This is a genomic window from Streptomyces eurythermus, assembly GCF_014649115.1.
GTDB lineage: Bacteria > Actinomycetota > Actinomycetes > Streptomycetales > Streptomycetaceae > Streptomyces > Streptomyces eurythermus.
The window spans coordinates 57,693-71,947 of the sequence record NZ_BMSK01000008.1 but is presented as its reverse complement, the minus strand read 5'-3'; the positions used below and the strand labels follow the sequence as shown (position 1 = coordinate 71,947).

The following is a 14,255-nucleotide window of genomic DNA, read 5'->3' as shown; positions in this document are numbered from 1 at the left end:
TTGCGGCGCACCGGCATTCCGACGCACGCCCGTTCCGGCGCACCCGCACACGCGAGCACTTTGACGAACGACCGTGTGCTAATTTTTGGCAACCGATCGTTCGCTAAGCAAGGGGTGGGGTCATGCGTGTCCGATGGCTGGGCTGGGCCGGGGTGGAGATCGAGGCGGGCGGCGAGAGCCTGGTCATCGACCTGCTGGGCGAGCCCGAGGGGGTACTGGGGGGAAGCGGGCTCTCGGCACCCCTGCCGAAGGTCGTGCGCCCGCGCACGGAGGGGAGCGTGCTCGCCGGGCTCTGCACACACCTGCACCGGGACCACGCGGACGCCGCCGCCCTGGCCCGCGCCCTGCGCCCAGGCGCGCCGGTCCTGCACCCCGGCTCGTTCGGCGGCGACGACCACGAGAACCTGTGGCTGCTCCAGGCCGACGGCGAACTCACCGCGCGGCGGCTGCCCCGGCGGACGACGGCCCCCTGGGAGACCGTCACCATCGGGCCGTTCACCATCGCCGCCGTGCCCGCCGTCGACGGCATCGGCGACCCCCAGGTCTCCTGGGCGGTCGAGGCCGGCGGCAAGCGCGTGATCCACCTGGGCGACAGCATGTTCCACGGCTACTGGTGGCGCGCCGCCCACCGGTACGGCCCCTTCGACGCCGTACTGACCCCGATCAACGGGCCGGCCCTGTGCTTTCCGCACTGCTCACCACCGAGCCCCTACCCCGGCGCCCTCGACGCCCGCCAGGCGGCGGTGGCCGCACGGCTGCTCGGGGCGAAGGCCGTCCTGCCCATCCACTACGACGGCTTCCACATCGACGGCGTCTACCACACCGAGCCCGGGGAGCTCTCCCGCTTCCTCGACGCGGCGGCCGCGGAGCCGTACGAGGTCCTCACCCCGGCGCTCGGCGAGGCCCTGACCCTCTGAAACGGCCTGGCGGGAGGCCGCCGGGCGGGCTCAGGGCTCCTCCTCCACCACGTGGACCGCCGCCTCCTCGGCGCCCGCCGCGCCCCCGTCGATGCCGACGTCCCGGGCGACCTCCTCCTTGGTGGTGTCGGTGTGGCTGCCCTCGTCGGGGGCGACCAGGCGGCCCGCGCGGGCGGTGCCGGCCTCGGGGTCGAGTGGTTCGCCCTCGCCGCCGGGCAGGTCGCCGATCTCGTCGCCGGGCGGTGCGGAGACGTCCGGGACCTCCTGGCCGAGCCGTTCGTCGAGGGTCTCCCCCTCGTGCTGCTCGGCGGCTGTGGTGCCGTGCTTGGTGACGCCCAGCGGGCGTTCGGGCGGGGAGTAGCCCTCGTCGAGCATGTCGTCGTAGGTGCGTTCGCCGACCGCGTCCTGCAGGTCCAGCGGTCCGGCGTCCTCCTGTTCCTCGTTGCCGCCGGTCGGCTGGTAGGTGTCGTCCGCCATGGGGGTCTGCTCGGACTGCTGGTCGCTCATGGTCGCCTCCTGAGGGTTCTCGGACCGTCCTGGTCCGCGTTTCCCCCGGCCGGGGCCTTAATCCCCCCGGTCATGAGCGCGGCGGCCGCCGACGTCACCGCCCCTGATCCGCTCCTGCCGCGTCGGGAGCCGCGGACGCGGTGCCTGGTCCGGGCGGGTCGGGCCCGGGCCGAGCGGGGAGGGGGCGGAGCGGGGTCAGGGACGGCCGTCGGGGAGGAGCTTCCCCCCGGTACTGCACCCGCTCCACCCTTATGCCAAACCGCAGTACCTGCAACCCTTGTGCAGTAAAGACCGCGGCAGACCTGTCCCATGGGCGGGGAAAACCGCGCCGGGCCGGCGGTCCCTCCCCGCCCCGCTCAGTCCGGGGTGGCGTGCGGCCCGTCGGGGCGGGCGGCGCGCTGCCGGACCATGGCGCGGGCGAGTTCCTCCGTCTCCGCGGCGGGCAGCCGTTCGTAGCCGTCCTCGGTGATGACCGAGACGACGGGGAAGATGCGGCGGTGCAGGTCGGGGCCGCCGGTGGCCGAGTCGTCGTCCGCCGCGTCGTAGAGCGCCTGGAGCGCGGCGAGGGCGGCCTCGCGGCGGGTCAGGCCCGGCCGGTACAGCTTCTTCAGGGCGCCCCGGGCGTACGGGGAGCCGCTGCCCTCGGCGTGGAAGTGCCGTTTCTCGTACAGCCCGCCGGCCGGGTCGAAAGCGAAGATCCGGCCGCGTCCGCCGTCGGGCGCGGTGAGGTCGTAGCCGACCAGCAGCGGGACGACGGCGAGCCCCTGCATGGCCTGGGCGAGGTTCTGCCGGATCATGGCCGCGAGGCGGGTCGCCTTGGCGCCGAGGGTCATGGGCACGCCCTCGACCTTCTCGAAGTGGGTCAGCTCGACCTGGTAGAGCCGCACCATGTCCAGGGCGAGGCCGACGGTGCCGGCGAACGCGACGGCCGTGTGCTCGTCGGCCGGGTGCACCTTCTCCAGGTCGCGCTGGGCGATGAGGTTGCCCATGGTGGCGCGCCGGTCGCCGGCGATCAGCACGCCGTCGCGGTAGGTCAGCGCGAGCACGGTGGTGCCGTGCGGGAACCGGCCGGGCGCCGCCCGGACACCGGCCGGCAGGGCGGGCGCGGTGGGCAGCAGCCCCGGGCGGTGGGCGGCCAGGAACTCGGTGAACGACGAGGTCCCCGGTGTGAAGAAGGCCTCGTCCGGCAGGCCCGCGCGGTGGTTCCCGGGCATGGTTCCCCCCTCTGTCGTATGGCATGTACCCGACTCCTACCTGCCGGGGGTGCGCGGGAAACTCCCGGATGTCACAGCGCCTTGCGCCGCACCAGCACCCCGAGCACCAGCAGGCCGGGCAGCAGCGGCAGCCAGACGGTCAGCAGCCGGTAGCCGAGCACCGCGGACGCGGCGCCCGCGCCGGGGGTGCCGGCGGCGCCGAGGGCGAGGGCCAGCGCGGCGTCCAGCGAGCCCAGCCCGCCCGGGGTGGGCAGCAGGGCGGCGGCGCTGCTCGCGGCGAGGTACAGCAGCGCCACCTGGAGCGGGGCGAGGGGCAGCCCGACGGCCCGGGTGACGGCGACGAGGACCAGGGCGTGCAGCGTGGCGAAGGCCAGCGAGCCGCCCCACAGGGCGGCCGCGCGGGCCGGGCGGGCGTGCAGCGCCCGGATGTCGGCCAGCATGGCGGCGAGCGCCCGCCGGCACCGCGACCACCAGGGCGTGACCAGCAGCAGGACGAGCAGCAGGGCCAGGCCCGAGGCGGCGGCGAGCGCCACCGGGGGCACCCGCGGCAGGCGCAGCAGCCCGGGGCAGGCCGGGGCGAGCAGCGCGATCAGCGCCAGGCGGACGGCGGCGCCCGTGGCGGTCTTGACGGCGAGCGCGCCGGCCGCGCGCCCGGCGGGCAGTCCGCAGCGCATCAGGAAGCGCAGGTTCACCGCTCCCGCGCCGATCCCCGCGGGCAGCAGGTGGTTGGCGGCGGAGGCGGCGAACTGGGCGGCGAGCAGCCGGGGTCCGGGCAGCCGCACCACGACGGCGCCCTGCTGGGCGAGCGCGGAGGCCGCCCAGGTGCCCGCGGCCGCCACCGCGCCGGTCAGCAGCCAGCCGTGGTCGGCGACCGCCAGCCGCCCGGCGCCGCTCTCCACGGCGGGCCAGTGCCGGCGGATGAGGTACAGCGCGCCGAGCAGCACGACGAGGCAGCCGGCGGCGTGCCAGTAGGCGCGCCGCCGGCCGAGGGAGGCGGTGAGACCGGCCGGCGAGGTCATGCGCCGGCGCCCGGGACGACGTAGTACAGCCGGACCGTGCCGACGGCCGTGGACGGCCAGCCGCGGGCGTAGCCGGGCGGCGCGGCTCCGGCCGGCACCAGGGCGGCGACCGGGATCCGCCGGGCGGCCCGGGTGATGGCCTCCCGCGTGGTGTTGGCGTTGTGCCCGGCGGTCGCGGCCGAGGCGCAGCCGGCGGCGTACGCGACGGGGATGGCCTCGTGGCCGGTGAGCAGGCAGGGCGGCCCGACGCCCCGGCGGTGCAGCTCGGCCGCGGTACGGGCCCACGCCGCGCGCGCCCGGGTGTGGCTGCCGGCCACCCGGTGGACCAGGGTGAGCTGCGCCCCGAGGTGCACGGCGAGCGCGGCGCAGACCAGGGCGCGGACCGCCGGTCGCCGGGTGGTGAGCAGGCGGGCGAGGGCGTCGGCGACCGGCACGGCGAGCAGGGCGTAGGCGGGCAGCAGGAAGCGGGGCGCCGCGTAGCCGATCAGGAACAGGTAGGGGAAGGCGGCGGTGGCCGCGCAGCCGAGGAGCAGCGCGGTGGCCGCCGGGCGCCGGGCGCGGACGGCGACGGCCGCCGCGAGCGCGGCGAGCAACGGCAGCGCGCACCACCAGAAGGTGTACACGGGATGCGGCAGGGCCCCGGCGCACGGCCGGCACAGTGTCCGGCCGCCCAGAGCGCGCAGTTGGTCCACGACGGCGAGGTGCAGGCCGAGGCCGCCCTGGATCGCCGAGCCGTCGGCCAGCCGGCGGGCCAGGCCGCCGTAGCTCGTATATGCCTCGGCCACCCACTCGACGGCGCCGGCGGCGAGCCCGGCCGCCAGCACGAGCAGGGCCCGCCACCGGCGGCGCGCGAGGCCGGCGGCGAACAGGGGCAGCGTGACCCAGACCGCGTCCACCGGCCGCATCCACGCCATCAGCGCCGCGCCGCCCGCCAGTCCCCACAGGGCCGTCCGGCCGGTGCGGGCGCGCGGGAAGCAGCCGACTGCGGCCAGGGCGCCGAGGGCGACCCAGAGGTTGGGCATGGCCTGGGGGCCGTAGAAGAGGGTCACCCACAGGGAGGCGAACAGGCCGCCGGCCAGGGCGAGGACGCGGACGGGGAACAGTCCGCGCCAGGCGCGCAGCGCCCAGAACAGGGCGAGACCGGACAGCAGGGCGAGGTAGAGCCGCAGCGGCGCGGTGGACGACGACCAGGCCGCGACGGGTGCGACCAGCAGCGAGACGCCCCGGGCGCGGGGTGCGCTGAAGAAGGCGGCGGGGGCGTGGCGGCCGACCTGGCTGACGTACACCGTCTCGTCCCAGCCGAGGCCCAGACCGGTGCCGACGAGGAGGAGTTGGGCGAGGGTGAAGGCGGCGGCGACGGCCGCGAGCGGCCAGACGGCGGGAGCGCCCGGGGACGTGCGAGGGGGGCGCGCGCGGCTCGCCGTGCCGAGTGTCGCGTGCACGCTGACGGTCATGACCACCCCTTACGTCCCCACAGGTCGTAGGGTCCACTGTCCCCCGCCGCCCCTCAAGTGCCGGGAGGCGGGCGGCGGGAACACGGCCGGACCGGCCCGGATCACCCGGCCGTGCCCGGCGGGCAGGGCCATCCGGCCGACGGCCCTACGCGCTGTAATGTGGTGGGCATGGCCGGCGCAGGGTCCCGTGGCCGTCGGCGGCGCGGCGCGGGGGAACTGGAGAGCGAGGTACTCGCCGCCCTCTGGGCCGCCGGCCGTCCGCTGACCCCGGCGGAGATCCGGCAGTCGATCGGCGGCGGGCTCGCGTACAACACGGTGCACACCATCCTCACCCGCCTGTACGACAAGGAACTGGTGCTGCGGGACGCCGAGGGGCGGCGCGGCGCGTACCGGCCGGCCAGGAACGCGGCGGAGCTGACGGCCCAGGCGATGCGCGAGGCCCTGGACCGGGGGCCGGACCCGCTCGCCGCGCTGCGGCACTTCGTGGCGGGGCTGAGCGCGGAGGAGGAGCGGGTGCTGCGGGTGTTGCTCGGCGGTGGCGGGGTCGCGCCGTAGGGGGGCGGGTCGTGTGCCGGGTGCGGGCACGTGGGGGCTGTTCGCGCCGCACCCGGCCCACACCCCCGCACCCCCTACCGCGCTCCCCGGTTCACCGCCCCCCGCCCGTGTTCGGCGCGCGGTGGCGCGGCTGGGCGGGGGTGGGCCGGCGTACCGCCGGTGGCACGGGGCGGACCGCCGGCTCGTCGGTGCCGACCGTCAGCGGCTCGCCGTGGTGACACAGGGTCAGCGGCTCACCGTCCAGCAGCTCGTACGTCACCTTGTCCGCGCCGATGTCCACGCGCAGCCGGCGTCCGCGGAAGCCGACGTGGAAGGCGAGGCGGCGCAGCCGTTCGGGCAGGCGGGGCGCGAACCGCAGCCGGTCGCCGTCGCGGCGCATGCCGCCGAACCCGGCGACCAGTGCCATCCAGGTGCCGGCGAGCGAGGCGATGTGCAGCCCGTCCCGGGTGTTGTGCTCCAGGTCCGCGAGGTCCATCAGCGCGGCCTCGGCGGTGTAGGCGTAGGCGAGGTCCAGATGGCCGGTCCGGGCGGCGACGACGGCCTGGCAGCAGGCGGACAGGGAGGAGTCGCGGACGGTCAGCGGCTCGTAGTAGGCGAAGTTCCGGGCGATCTGCTCCTCGTCGTGCTCCTGCTCGAACCAGTCGCCGCAGGTGTACATGGCCAGCACCAGGTCGGCCTGTTTGACGACCTGTTTGCGGTAGAGGTCGAAGTAGGGGAAGTGCAGCAGCAGCGGGTACTGGTCGGGGCGGGTGGCGTCGAAGTCCCAGCGCTGGTAGCGGGTGAAGCCGGCGTGCTGTTCGTGGACGCCGAGTTCGTCGTTGTAGGGGATGTGCATGGCGTCGGCGGCGTCCCGCCAGGCCGCGCTCTCCTCCTCGTCCACGCCGAGGTGCCGGGCCCGGTCGGGGTGGCGTTCGGCCGCGTCGGCGGCGGCGCGCAGGTTCTGCCGGGCCATCAGGTTGGTGTACGTGTTGTCGTCGGCGACCGCGCTGTACTCGTCGGGGCCGGTGACGCCGTCGAGGTGGAAGACGCCGTGGGTGTCGTGGTGGCCGAGCGACCGCCACAGCCGGGCGGTCTCCACCAACAGCTCCAGGCCGGTCTCCCGTTCGAAGTCGGTGTCGCCGGTGGCCTCGACGTACCGCGCGGCGGCGTCGGCTATGCCCGCGTTGACGTGGAAGGCGGCGGTGCCGGCCGGCCAGTAGGCGGAGCCCTCCGGGCCGGCGATGGTCCGCCAGGGGAACGCGGCCCCGGCGAGCCCGAGTTGGGCCGCCCGTTCACGGGCCTCGTCCAGGGTGTTGTACCGCCAGCGCAGCGCCTCGGCGACGGCCTGGGGCGCGGTGTGGGTGAGCACGGGCAGCACGAACATCTCGGTGTCCCAGAAGGCGTGCCCGTCGTAGCCGGAGCCGGTCAGCCCCTTCGCCGGTATCGCGCGCTGCTCGGCGCGGGCCCCGGCCTGCAGCACGTGGAACAGCGCGAACCGGACGGCCTGCTGGATCTCCTCGTCACCCTCCACCTCGACGTCGGCGCGGGCCCAGAAGTCGTCCAGGCAGGCCCGCTGCGCGGCCAGCAGCCCTGCCCAGCCGTCGTGCGCGGCGGCGGCGAGCGCGGCGTCGACCTGGTCGGCCATCGCGGGCAGCGACCGGGCGCCGGACCAGCCGTGCGCGACCAGCTTCTCCACCCGGAGCTTCTGTCCCGGCTCCAGTACGGAGGTGACGGTGAGCCGGGCCACGTCGATGCCGCTCTCGCTGCGGGTGGTGGTGCGTTCGGGTCCGGTGACGACGTGGTCGGCGGCCACGGCGACCCGGAGGCCGCTGCGCCGGGTGCGGTGTACCAGCCGCAGCCGGTTGCCGGAGGCGAAGTCGTCCTCCTGTTCCAGCGGTGACTTCAGGGCGCGGGCCGCGCGCGGGTCGCCGTCGGGCTCGGGCAGGCTCTCGTTGGCGACCAGCTCGGACTGGATCACCACCCGGCTGCGGTCGCCTACGGCCTCCACCTCGTAGGCGACGGCGGCCACCGCCCGCTGGGCCAGCGACACCAGCCGGGTGGAACGCACCCGGACCGTGGAGCCGGCCGGGGAGGTCCATTCGCAGGTGCGCTCCAGCACGCCCCGGCGCAGGTCCAGGACGCGTTCGTGGGCGACGAGCCGGCCGTAGCGCAGGTCGAACGGCTCGTCGTCCACCAGCAGCCGGATGATCTTGCCATTGGTGACGTTGATGACGGTCTGTCCGGACTCCGGGTAGCCGTAGCCGGCCTCCGCGTACGGCAGCGGGTGCACCTCGTGGACGCCGTTGAGGTAGCTGCCGGGCAGGCCGTGCGGTTCGCCCTCGTCGAGGTTGCCGCGCCAGCCGACGTGCCCGTTGGACAGCGCGAAGACCGACTCGCTCTGGGCGAGCACGCCGAGGTCGAGGGCGGTCTCCCGGACGGTCCAGGGTTCGACGGCGTACGACCGGTCGGTGATCACCGCTTGCCTCCCAGTTCGGCCAGGTCCTTGACGACGATGTCGGCGCCGTGCGCGTACAGCGCGTCGGTCTGCCCCACCCGGTCCACGCCGACGACATGACCGAAGCCGCCGGCGCGGCCCGCGTCCATGCCGGCCAGCGCGTCCTCGAACACGGCCGCGCGGGACGCCTCGACGCCCAGGTCCCGGGCCGCGGCGAGGAAGGTGTCGGGGCGGGGCTTGCCCGGCAGGTTCCGCTCGGCCGCCACCACGCCGTCGATCCGTACGTCGAAGAAGTGCTCGGCGCCCACCGCGCGCAGCACGTCCCGGCAGTTGGCGCTGGAGGAGACGATCGCGGTGCGCAGGCCCGCGGCGCGCACGGCCTCCAGATAGCGCAGCGTGCCCTCGTACGCCTCCACTCCGCCGGTGCGGATCTTCTCCAGCAGCAGCTCGTTCTTGCGGTTGCCGAGGCCGTGCACGGTGCGGGCGTCCGGCGGGTCGCCGGGCTCGCCCTCGGGCAGGCGGATGCCGCGTGAGGCGAGGAAGGCGCGGACGCCGTCGGCGCGGGGGCGGCCGTCCACGTACTCGTCGTAGTCGGCGTGGACGTCGAACGGCCGCCCCCGCTCGCCGTCGTAGCCGCGCAGGAACGCGTCGAACGTCTCCTTCCAGGCCGCCGCGTGCACGACGGCCGTCCTGGTGACGACCCCGTCGAGGTCGAAGAGGCAGGCCTGGATGGTGTCGGGCAGACCGAGCTGAGTCATACCGAGGACTGTTCCCCGTCCGGGGCACTCCAGTGGGTGGCGCGCACCACACGTGCCACGGACGGGTGGTGACACACTTTCCGGTGTGCCTGTGACCAGCGACCGTGTACCGCGGACCTTCGACGACCTCCTCGCCCGGGCCCGCGCCCTGCCCCGGGACGGCCGGCGCGCCCTGCTCGGCATAGCGGGCGGCCCCGGCGCGGGCAAGACGACCCTCGCCGAGCGGTTGGTGGACGCCCTGAACGGCGACGGACCGCGGTGGGCCGCGCATGTGCCGATGGACGGGTTCCACCTCGCCGACGCCGAACTGGACCGGCTGGGCCGCCGGGACCGCAAGGGCGCCCCGGACACCTTCGACGCGGGCGGGTACGCGGCGCTGCTGCGACGGCTGCGCGAGGAGAGCGACGAGGTGGTGTACGCGCCGGGGTTCGAGCGGGTCCTGGAACAGCCGCTGGCGGGCGCGATCCCGGTGCCGCCCGAGGCCCGCCTGGTCGTGACCGAGGGCAACTACCTGCTGCTGACCGAGGGTTCGTGGGCGCGGGTGCGGCCGTGCCTGGACGAGGTGTGGTTCTGCGAGATCGACGAGGCGGAGCGCATCCGCCGACTGGTCGCCCGGCACGAGGAGTTCGGCAAGGAGCACGCGGCGGCCGTGGCCTGGGTGCTCGGCACGGACCAGCGCAACGCCGACCTGGTCGCGTCGACCCGGGAGCGGGCGGACCTGGTGGTACCGGCGGCCGCGCTGCCTGGCGGGAACTGACACGGATTCCCCGCGGGGTCTTACGGAAACCGGCGTCGCCGGGTGCCTTGCGGAACCTGGCGCCACCGGGGTGCCGTGCGGGAATCGGCGACGCCGCGGCCCGGCTCCCACCTACACGTACGGGGTCCGAGGTCCAGCGGCGCGTACCCGGGGGTGCCGAGGTTCCGCGCCCACCCGTCGGGCGTATCCGGGGTCCGGGGCTCCGCCCCTTGCGTCCGCGCCGCCGTCGGGTGTTCCCTCCGCCGTGCCGCTGGTGAGGGCCCCGTCTCGGTCCCCTGGTCGCGGGGCGCGGTGAGCTATGTTGAGTGATCGGGCAGACAAAGGAGGCCGACCAGTGCCCTCGCCGCAGCAGGCACGCGCACAGGCGTCAGCGATCACGTCGGGCCGGACCGCCCCCGGGACCGAGGCCGCCCCGACCTCCCGGCTGCGGGAACTGTTCGACGGGCCGCGTCTGTCGCCGGGGCAGCGGCGGATCGCCCAGTACCTGATCGAGCACCTCACCGAGGCCGCCTTCCTGTCGATCACCGAGCTGGCCGACCGGGTCGGGGTCAGCCAGCCCTCCGTCACCCGCTTCGCCGCCGCCGTCGGCTTCAGCGGCTACCCCGCGCTGCGGGAGCGGCTCCAGTCGATCGCGCTCAGCAGCCTCGCGGGCGGGCCCGGCGAGGAGGACCGGGCCAATGAACTCCAGGCGGCCGTGGACGCCGAGATCACGAACCTGGAGAACCTGCGGCGCGACCTCGCCGACCCCGACCGGGTCATCCGGGTCGGCCGCGAGCTGTCCCGCTCCACCCCGCTGACCGTGCTGGGGCTGCGCATCTCGGTGTCCCTAGCCGAGTACTTCGGGTACGCCGCCCGCCGGATCCACCCGGACGTGCGGCTGGTGACCCGCGGCGGCAGCGTGGCCTACGACGCGCTGCTCCAGGCCCGGGAGGCGGGCGGCGACTGGGTGCTGGCCTTCGCGATGCCCCGGCACTCCCAGGAGACGCTGCAAGCGGTGCGGGTGGCGCGGGACGCGGGCCTGAAGGTCGCCCTGGTGACGGACCTGGCGCTGGGGCCGCTGGCCGACGAGGCCGACGTCACCTTCGCCACCGGTACCGGTTCCCGGCTGGTGTTCGACTCCTATGCCGCGCCCGGGGTGCTGGCGGCGGCGCTGCTCCAGGCCATGACGGACGCCGATCCGGAGCGTACCCAGGCCCGGCTGGAGAAGTACGAGCAGCTGTCGGAGCAGCACCAGTTCTTCCTGCGGGACTGACCGGTCTCCGGGACCGACCGGTCACCGGAGGTTCCCGTGGGACCGGCCGGCGAGCGAACGGCCGTTCCTGCCGCGCGCGCCGGTCATTCGTGAAGATCTTGCGGTCGTCGGCCTGCGGGACGGGGATGATTCACCGCATACAGCGCATGAATGTTTTCATACGTCTTGCCAAGCTCCCCGCATATATAAATACTGCTCCGCACGCACACCGCCCCGAGAGAGCCGACGGACCGCCCATGCGCACGCACCCCCGCTCACCGCGCCGGTCCCCCGCACCCGGGGCTCCCCCACGGACACCCCCCGCCGCCGCTCCCTTCCCACGGCGGCGCCCGGGGTGTGCCGGGGCGCGTCGTCTGCGCGACGCGCCCGTGGCGGCCCCGGTCATCCCCTAGGCCGGGGCCGCCCCGCCCCCGTCGGCCCCACCCTCCCGGCACCGGCCCTCCTCCCGACGCCGGCCCCCTTCCCCAAGCCGCCCACCGGAAGCGATGATCATGCCCCTGACCAGCACGCGCATCAGCCCAGACTGGCCCTGTCAGGTCAAGACGCCGGGCAGCTACGACTGGGAGCGCTCGGCGGTCAAGTGGCTGCGCGAGCTGGTCCCCGCGCGCTACGCCGGCTACCCGGCTCTCATCCGGCACCCGGTCCTGCTCGCCCGGCACGCGCAGATCCAGGTACAGCAGGAGATCCGGGTCGCCCGGACCGCCCTGCAGACGGCACGGACCGAGCTGCCGGTGCTCGGACTGCCCGAATCGGTGATCGAACACACGATCAAGCTGTACGCCGCCGAGGTACTCCAGCTCCAGCACATCGCACGCAGCGTCCGCGCGGTCAGCGCGGCCCTGGCCGCCCGCGGCACCGCCCGCTGACCCCACCGGCCTGCCGGACAGCTCGTACGACAGTCCTCGGAACCGTGACCCGGCAGACGAGTGATCGGACCGGCCCGGTGTGCGATGCTCGTCGCGTGACGAGCGAGCCTTTGCTTCCGGGCGACCCCGCCACCGGTCCCGGGCCGGCGGCACCGGCCGACGTCGTGGCCCGGCAGCGCGCCGAGCTGGAACGGCTGCGGGACCTGGCCGCCACCACGGCCGTCCTGGAGCGGGCCAAGGGCATGCTGATGGCCGTCACCGGCTGCGCGCCGGACACCGCTCACGAGGAACTCCTGCGGCGGGCCAAGGACGGCAACCGCTCGCTCCTGGAACAGTGCTGGCTGACCCTCGGCGCGCTGCCGCCGCCCAGGGAGCGGCCCGCCCAGCCGGCGCCCCCGCCCGTGTCCGCCGGTACCGGTGCCGGGGAGAGCGCGTCCGTGGGCACCGGGGATTCCGCGGCGGCGCTGGAGGCCCTCGGCCGGGCCCTGGTCCGGGTCGGCTCGCCGCACGAGCTGGCCGGCTGTCTGCTGGACCGTCTGGCGCCCGAGGTGGCCGCCGACGCCGTACTGCTGTACGAACGGCTGCCCGAGGACGGGCTCGCTCTGATCGGCCACGCCGGTGTCGAGGCCGCCCTCGCCGCCCAGTGGAGGCACGTCCCACCGGTGCCCGGCCTGCCGGCGCTGGAGACGTTGCGGTCCGGGCGGCCGCGCTGGCTGGAGCATCCCGCCGAGGACAGCGCGCGCTACCTGCTCATCGGGCCGCCGCCGGAACGGTGGCTGACCCGGGCCTGGCTGCCCGTGCCCGAGGGCGACACCGCGCGGGTCGCCCTCGGGGTGCTGCGCCGGCGCGACGCGCCGTTCACGCCGCGCGAGCGGGAGCTGCTGCGGTCCGTGGCGCGGCTGTGCGCGGGCCGGCTGCGCGCCTTCGACAGCCCGCGCGACGCCGGGGCCGGGGACGTCTCGGGGACCGTGCAGGCGGTGTTCGACGCGCTGCCGGGCCAGGCGGTGCTGCTGACCCCGCTGCGCGCGGCCTCCGGCGAGGTGACGGACTACCGGATCGCCGCCGCCACCCCGGAGGCGACCAACGTGTTCGGCCGGACCGGCCGGGACCTGGTCGGCAGGCATCTCCTGGCGAACTACCCGGCGGTCGCGGGCGCTCCCCTGTGGCGGGGCTGTCTGCGGGCGCTGGAGACAGGGGTGCCGTACGAGAGCGAGCCGTTCGCCTACCGGGACGCGGGCGTCCCGGCGCCGGCGACCGCCACCTACACGGTCCGGGCCGCGCCGCTGGGCGAGGGCCTGGTGGTGACCTGGCTGCGCTACGACCCGGTGGACCGGCAGGAGCAGCGGCTGTCCGATGTGCAGCGGCTGGGCAACCTCGGCTGGGCGAACTGGAACCTGCTCACCGGTGAGATCGCCTGGGCCGCGCAGACCTACACCGTGCTCGGTCTGCGCGCCGACCGGCCGCCGCTGCCGCTGGAACGGCTGCCCGAGCTGGCCCAGCCGGAGGACACCCGGCCGCTGGCCCGGGCGATCGCCGGCCTCGTCTCGCGCGGGCACCCCCTCGACGTGCCGTTCCGGACCGGGACGGCCATGGGCGTGCGGCATCTGCGGATGGTCGCGGAGGCGGTCACGGCGCCCGACGGCACCCCGGTCGAGGTGCACGGCTTCGTCCAGGACCTGACCGCGCAGCGCAGCGCGGAGCTCGCACTGGTGGAGAGCGAGCGCGAGATGCTGCTCCAGCGCGGCACCCTGGAGGCCGAACGCGCCCTGGCGGCCCGGCTCCAGCACGCCCTGCTGCCGCTGCCCAGCAAGCCGGTGCGGCTGGCCGGGCTGCGCGTCGAGGTGGCCTATCTGCCCGCGCAGGCCGGCATCCACGTCGGCGGTGACTGGTTCAGCGCCATCGAACTGCCCGACAGCGACGCGCTGTTCGTGGTCGGTGACGTGGCGGGCCACGGCATCGACGCCGTCGCCACCATGGCCCAGCTCCGGTTCACCGCGAAGGGCATGGTCAGCACCGGCTCCTCGCTCACCGGGGCCCTGGCGCGGCTCAACCGGCTGCTGCTGCACTCCCGGGACGGCCAGATCACCGCCACCATGGTCCTGGCCCGCTACGACCCCGTCCGGCGCGTGCTGGCCTGGGCCCAGGCCGGGCACCCGCCGCCGCTGCTGGTGCGCGGGGGCGAGGTGCGCCTCCTCGACCGCCCCGGTGGCATGCTGCTCGGCGCGACGGCCGCCCCCGTCTACGAGTCGCTGGAACTGCGGCTGGAACCCGGTGACCGGCTGCTGCTGTACACCGACGGTCTGGTCGAGCGCCCCGGCGAGGGCCTCGACGCGGGCTTCGCCCGGCTGGCGGAGGCGGTGCGGGCACACGGCTGCGGCGAGTCCGGCTCGCTGGACGCGCTGCTCGCGGCGATGCTCGCGGACGAACGGCGGGACGACGTGTGCGTGCTGGACATCCGGATGCCGCGGGACGAGGTGCATGACGCGACGGCGACGCCTTCGGTGACGGACGCCTAGCCACGG

General features: G+C 75.4%; 12 protein-coding genes. 6 read left to right on the top strand and 6 right to left on the bottom strand.

Annotated elements, in window-relative coordinates:
• Positions 1-122: 122 nt before the first annotated feature.
• Complete coding sequence (locus tag IE251_RS16650; protein WP_189753751.1) at positions 123-917, top strand: MBL fold metallo-hydrolase; 795 nt, start codon at positions 123-125, stop codon at positions 915-917.
• A 30-nt stretch (positions 918-947) separates the two neighbouring features.
• On the opposite strand, the gene IE251_RS16645 is transcribed toward IE251_RS16650, so the two are convergent.
• From IE251_RS16645 to IE251_RS16630, 4 genes are all read right to left on the bottom strand, one after another.
• Positions 948-1,424, bottom strand: coding sequence for a DUF5709 domain-containing protein (locus IE251_RS16645; RefSeq protein ID WP_189753750.1), 477 nt, complete (start codon positions 1,422-1,424; stop codon positions 948-950).
• A 356-nt stretch (positions 1,425-1,780) separates the two neighbouring features.
• Complete coding sequence (gene prcB / locus IE251_RS16640; protein WP_189753749.1) at positions 1,781-2,638, bottom strand: proteasome subunit beta; 858 nt, start codon at positions 2,636-2,638, stop codon at positions 1,781-1,783.
• Between the two features lie 71 nt (positions 2,639-2,709).
• Complete coding sequence (locus IE251_RS16635) at positions 2,710-3,657, bottom strand: lysylphosphatidylglycerol synthase domain-containing protein (protein ID WP_189753748.1); 948 nt, start codon at positions 3,655-3,657, stop codon at positions 2,710-2,712.
• A complete protein-coding gene (locus IE251_RS16630) occupies positions 3,654-5,111 on the bottom strand; it encodes a hypothetical protein (protein ID WP_189753747.1) in 1,458 nt (485 codons plus the stop codon). The genes IE251_RS16635 and IE251_RS16630 overlap by 4 nt, the downstream gene beginning before the upstream one ends.
• Before the next feature lie 168 nt (positions 5,112-5,279).
• Between IE251_RS16630 and IE251_RS16625 the strand changes: the two genes are divergently transcribed.
• A complete protein-coding gene (locus IE251_RS16625) occupies positions 5,280-5,666 on the top strand; it encodes a BlaI/MecI/CopY family transcriptional regulator (protein WP_189753746.1) in 387 nt (128 codons plus the stop codon).
• Positions 5,667-5,757: 91 nt separating this feature from the next.
• Here IE251_RS16625 and IE251_RS16620 read toward each other — a convergent pair whose 3' ends face one another.
• Both IE251_RS16620 and IE251_RS16615 read right to left on the bottom strand, forming a co-directional pair.
• On the bottom strand, positions 5,758-8,121 hold the full coding sequence (locus IE251_RS16620; protein WP_189753745.1) for a glycoside hydrolase family 65 protein: 2,364 nt from the start codon (positions 8,119-8,121) through the stop codon (positions 5,758-5,760).
• Complete coding sequence (locus IE251_RS16615; RefSeq protein WP_189753744.1) at positions 8,118-8,858, bottom strand: HAD family hydrolase; 741 nt, start codon at positions 8,856-8,858, stop codon at positions 8,118-8,120. Before IE251_RS16615 ends, IE251_RS16620 begins: the two co-directional genes overlap by 4 nt.
• A 91-nt stretch (positions 8,859-8,949) precedes the next feature.
• Between IE251_RS16615 and IE251_RS16610 the strand changes: the two genes are divergently transcribed.
• From IE251_RS16610 to IE251_RS16595, 4 genes are all read left to right on the top strand, one after another.
• Complete coding sequence (locus IE251_RS16610) at positions 8,950-9,615, top strand: nucleoside/nucleotide kinase family protein (protein ID WP_189753743.1); 666 nt, start codon at positions 8,950-8,952, stop codon at positions 9,613-9,615.
• A 334-nt stretch (positions 9,616-9,949) separates the two neighbouring features.
• Complete coding sequence (locus tag IE251_RS16605) at positions 9,950-10,867, top strand: MurR/RpiR family transcriptional regulator (RefSeq protein WP_189753742.1); 918 nt, start codon at positions 9,950-9,952, stop codon at positions 10,865-10,867.
• Positions 10,868-11,352: 485 nt separating this feature from the next.
• Entirely contained in the window at positions 11,353-11,733 is a 381-nt protein-coding gene (locus IE251_RS16600) for a hypothetical protein (RefSeq protein WP_189753741.1), read from the top strand.
• A gap of 95 nt (positions 11,734-11,828) precedes the next feature.
• Positions 11,829-14,249 carry a SpoIIE family protein phosphatase gene (locus IE251_RS16595; RefSeq protein WP_189753740.1) on the top strand — a complete coding sequence of 807 codons (2,421 nt, stop codon included), beginning with the start codon at positions 11,829-11,831 and terminating at the stop codon, positions 14,247-14,249.
• Positions 14,250-14,255 lie beyond the last annotated feature (6 nt).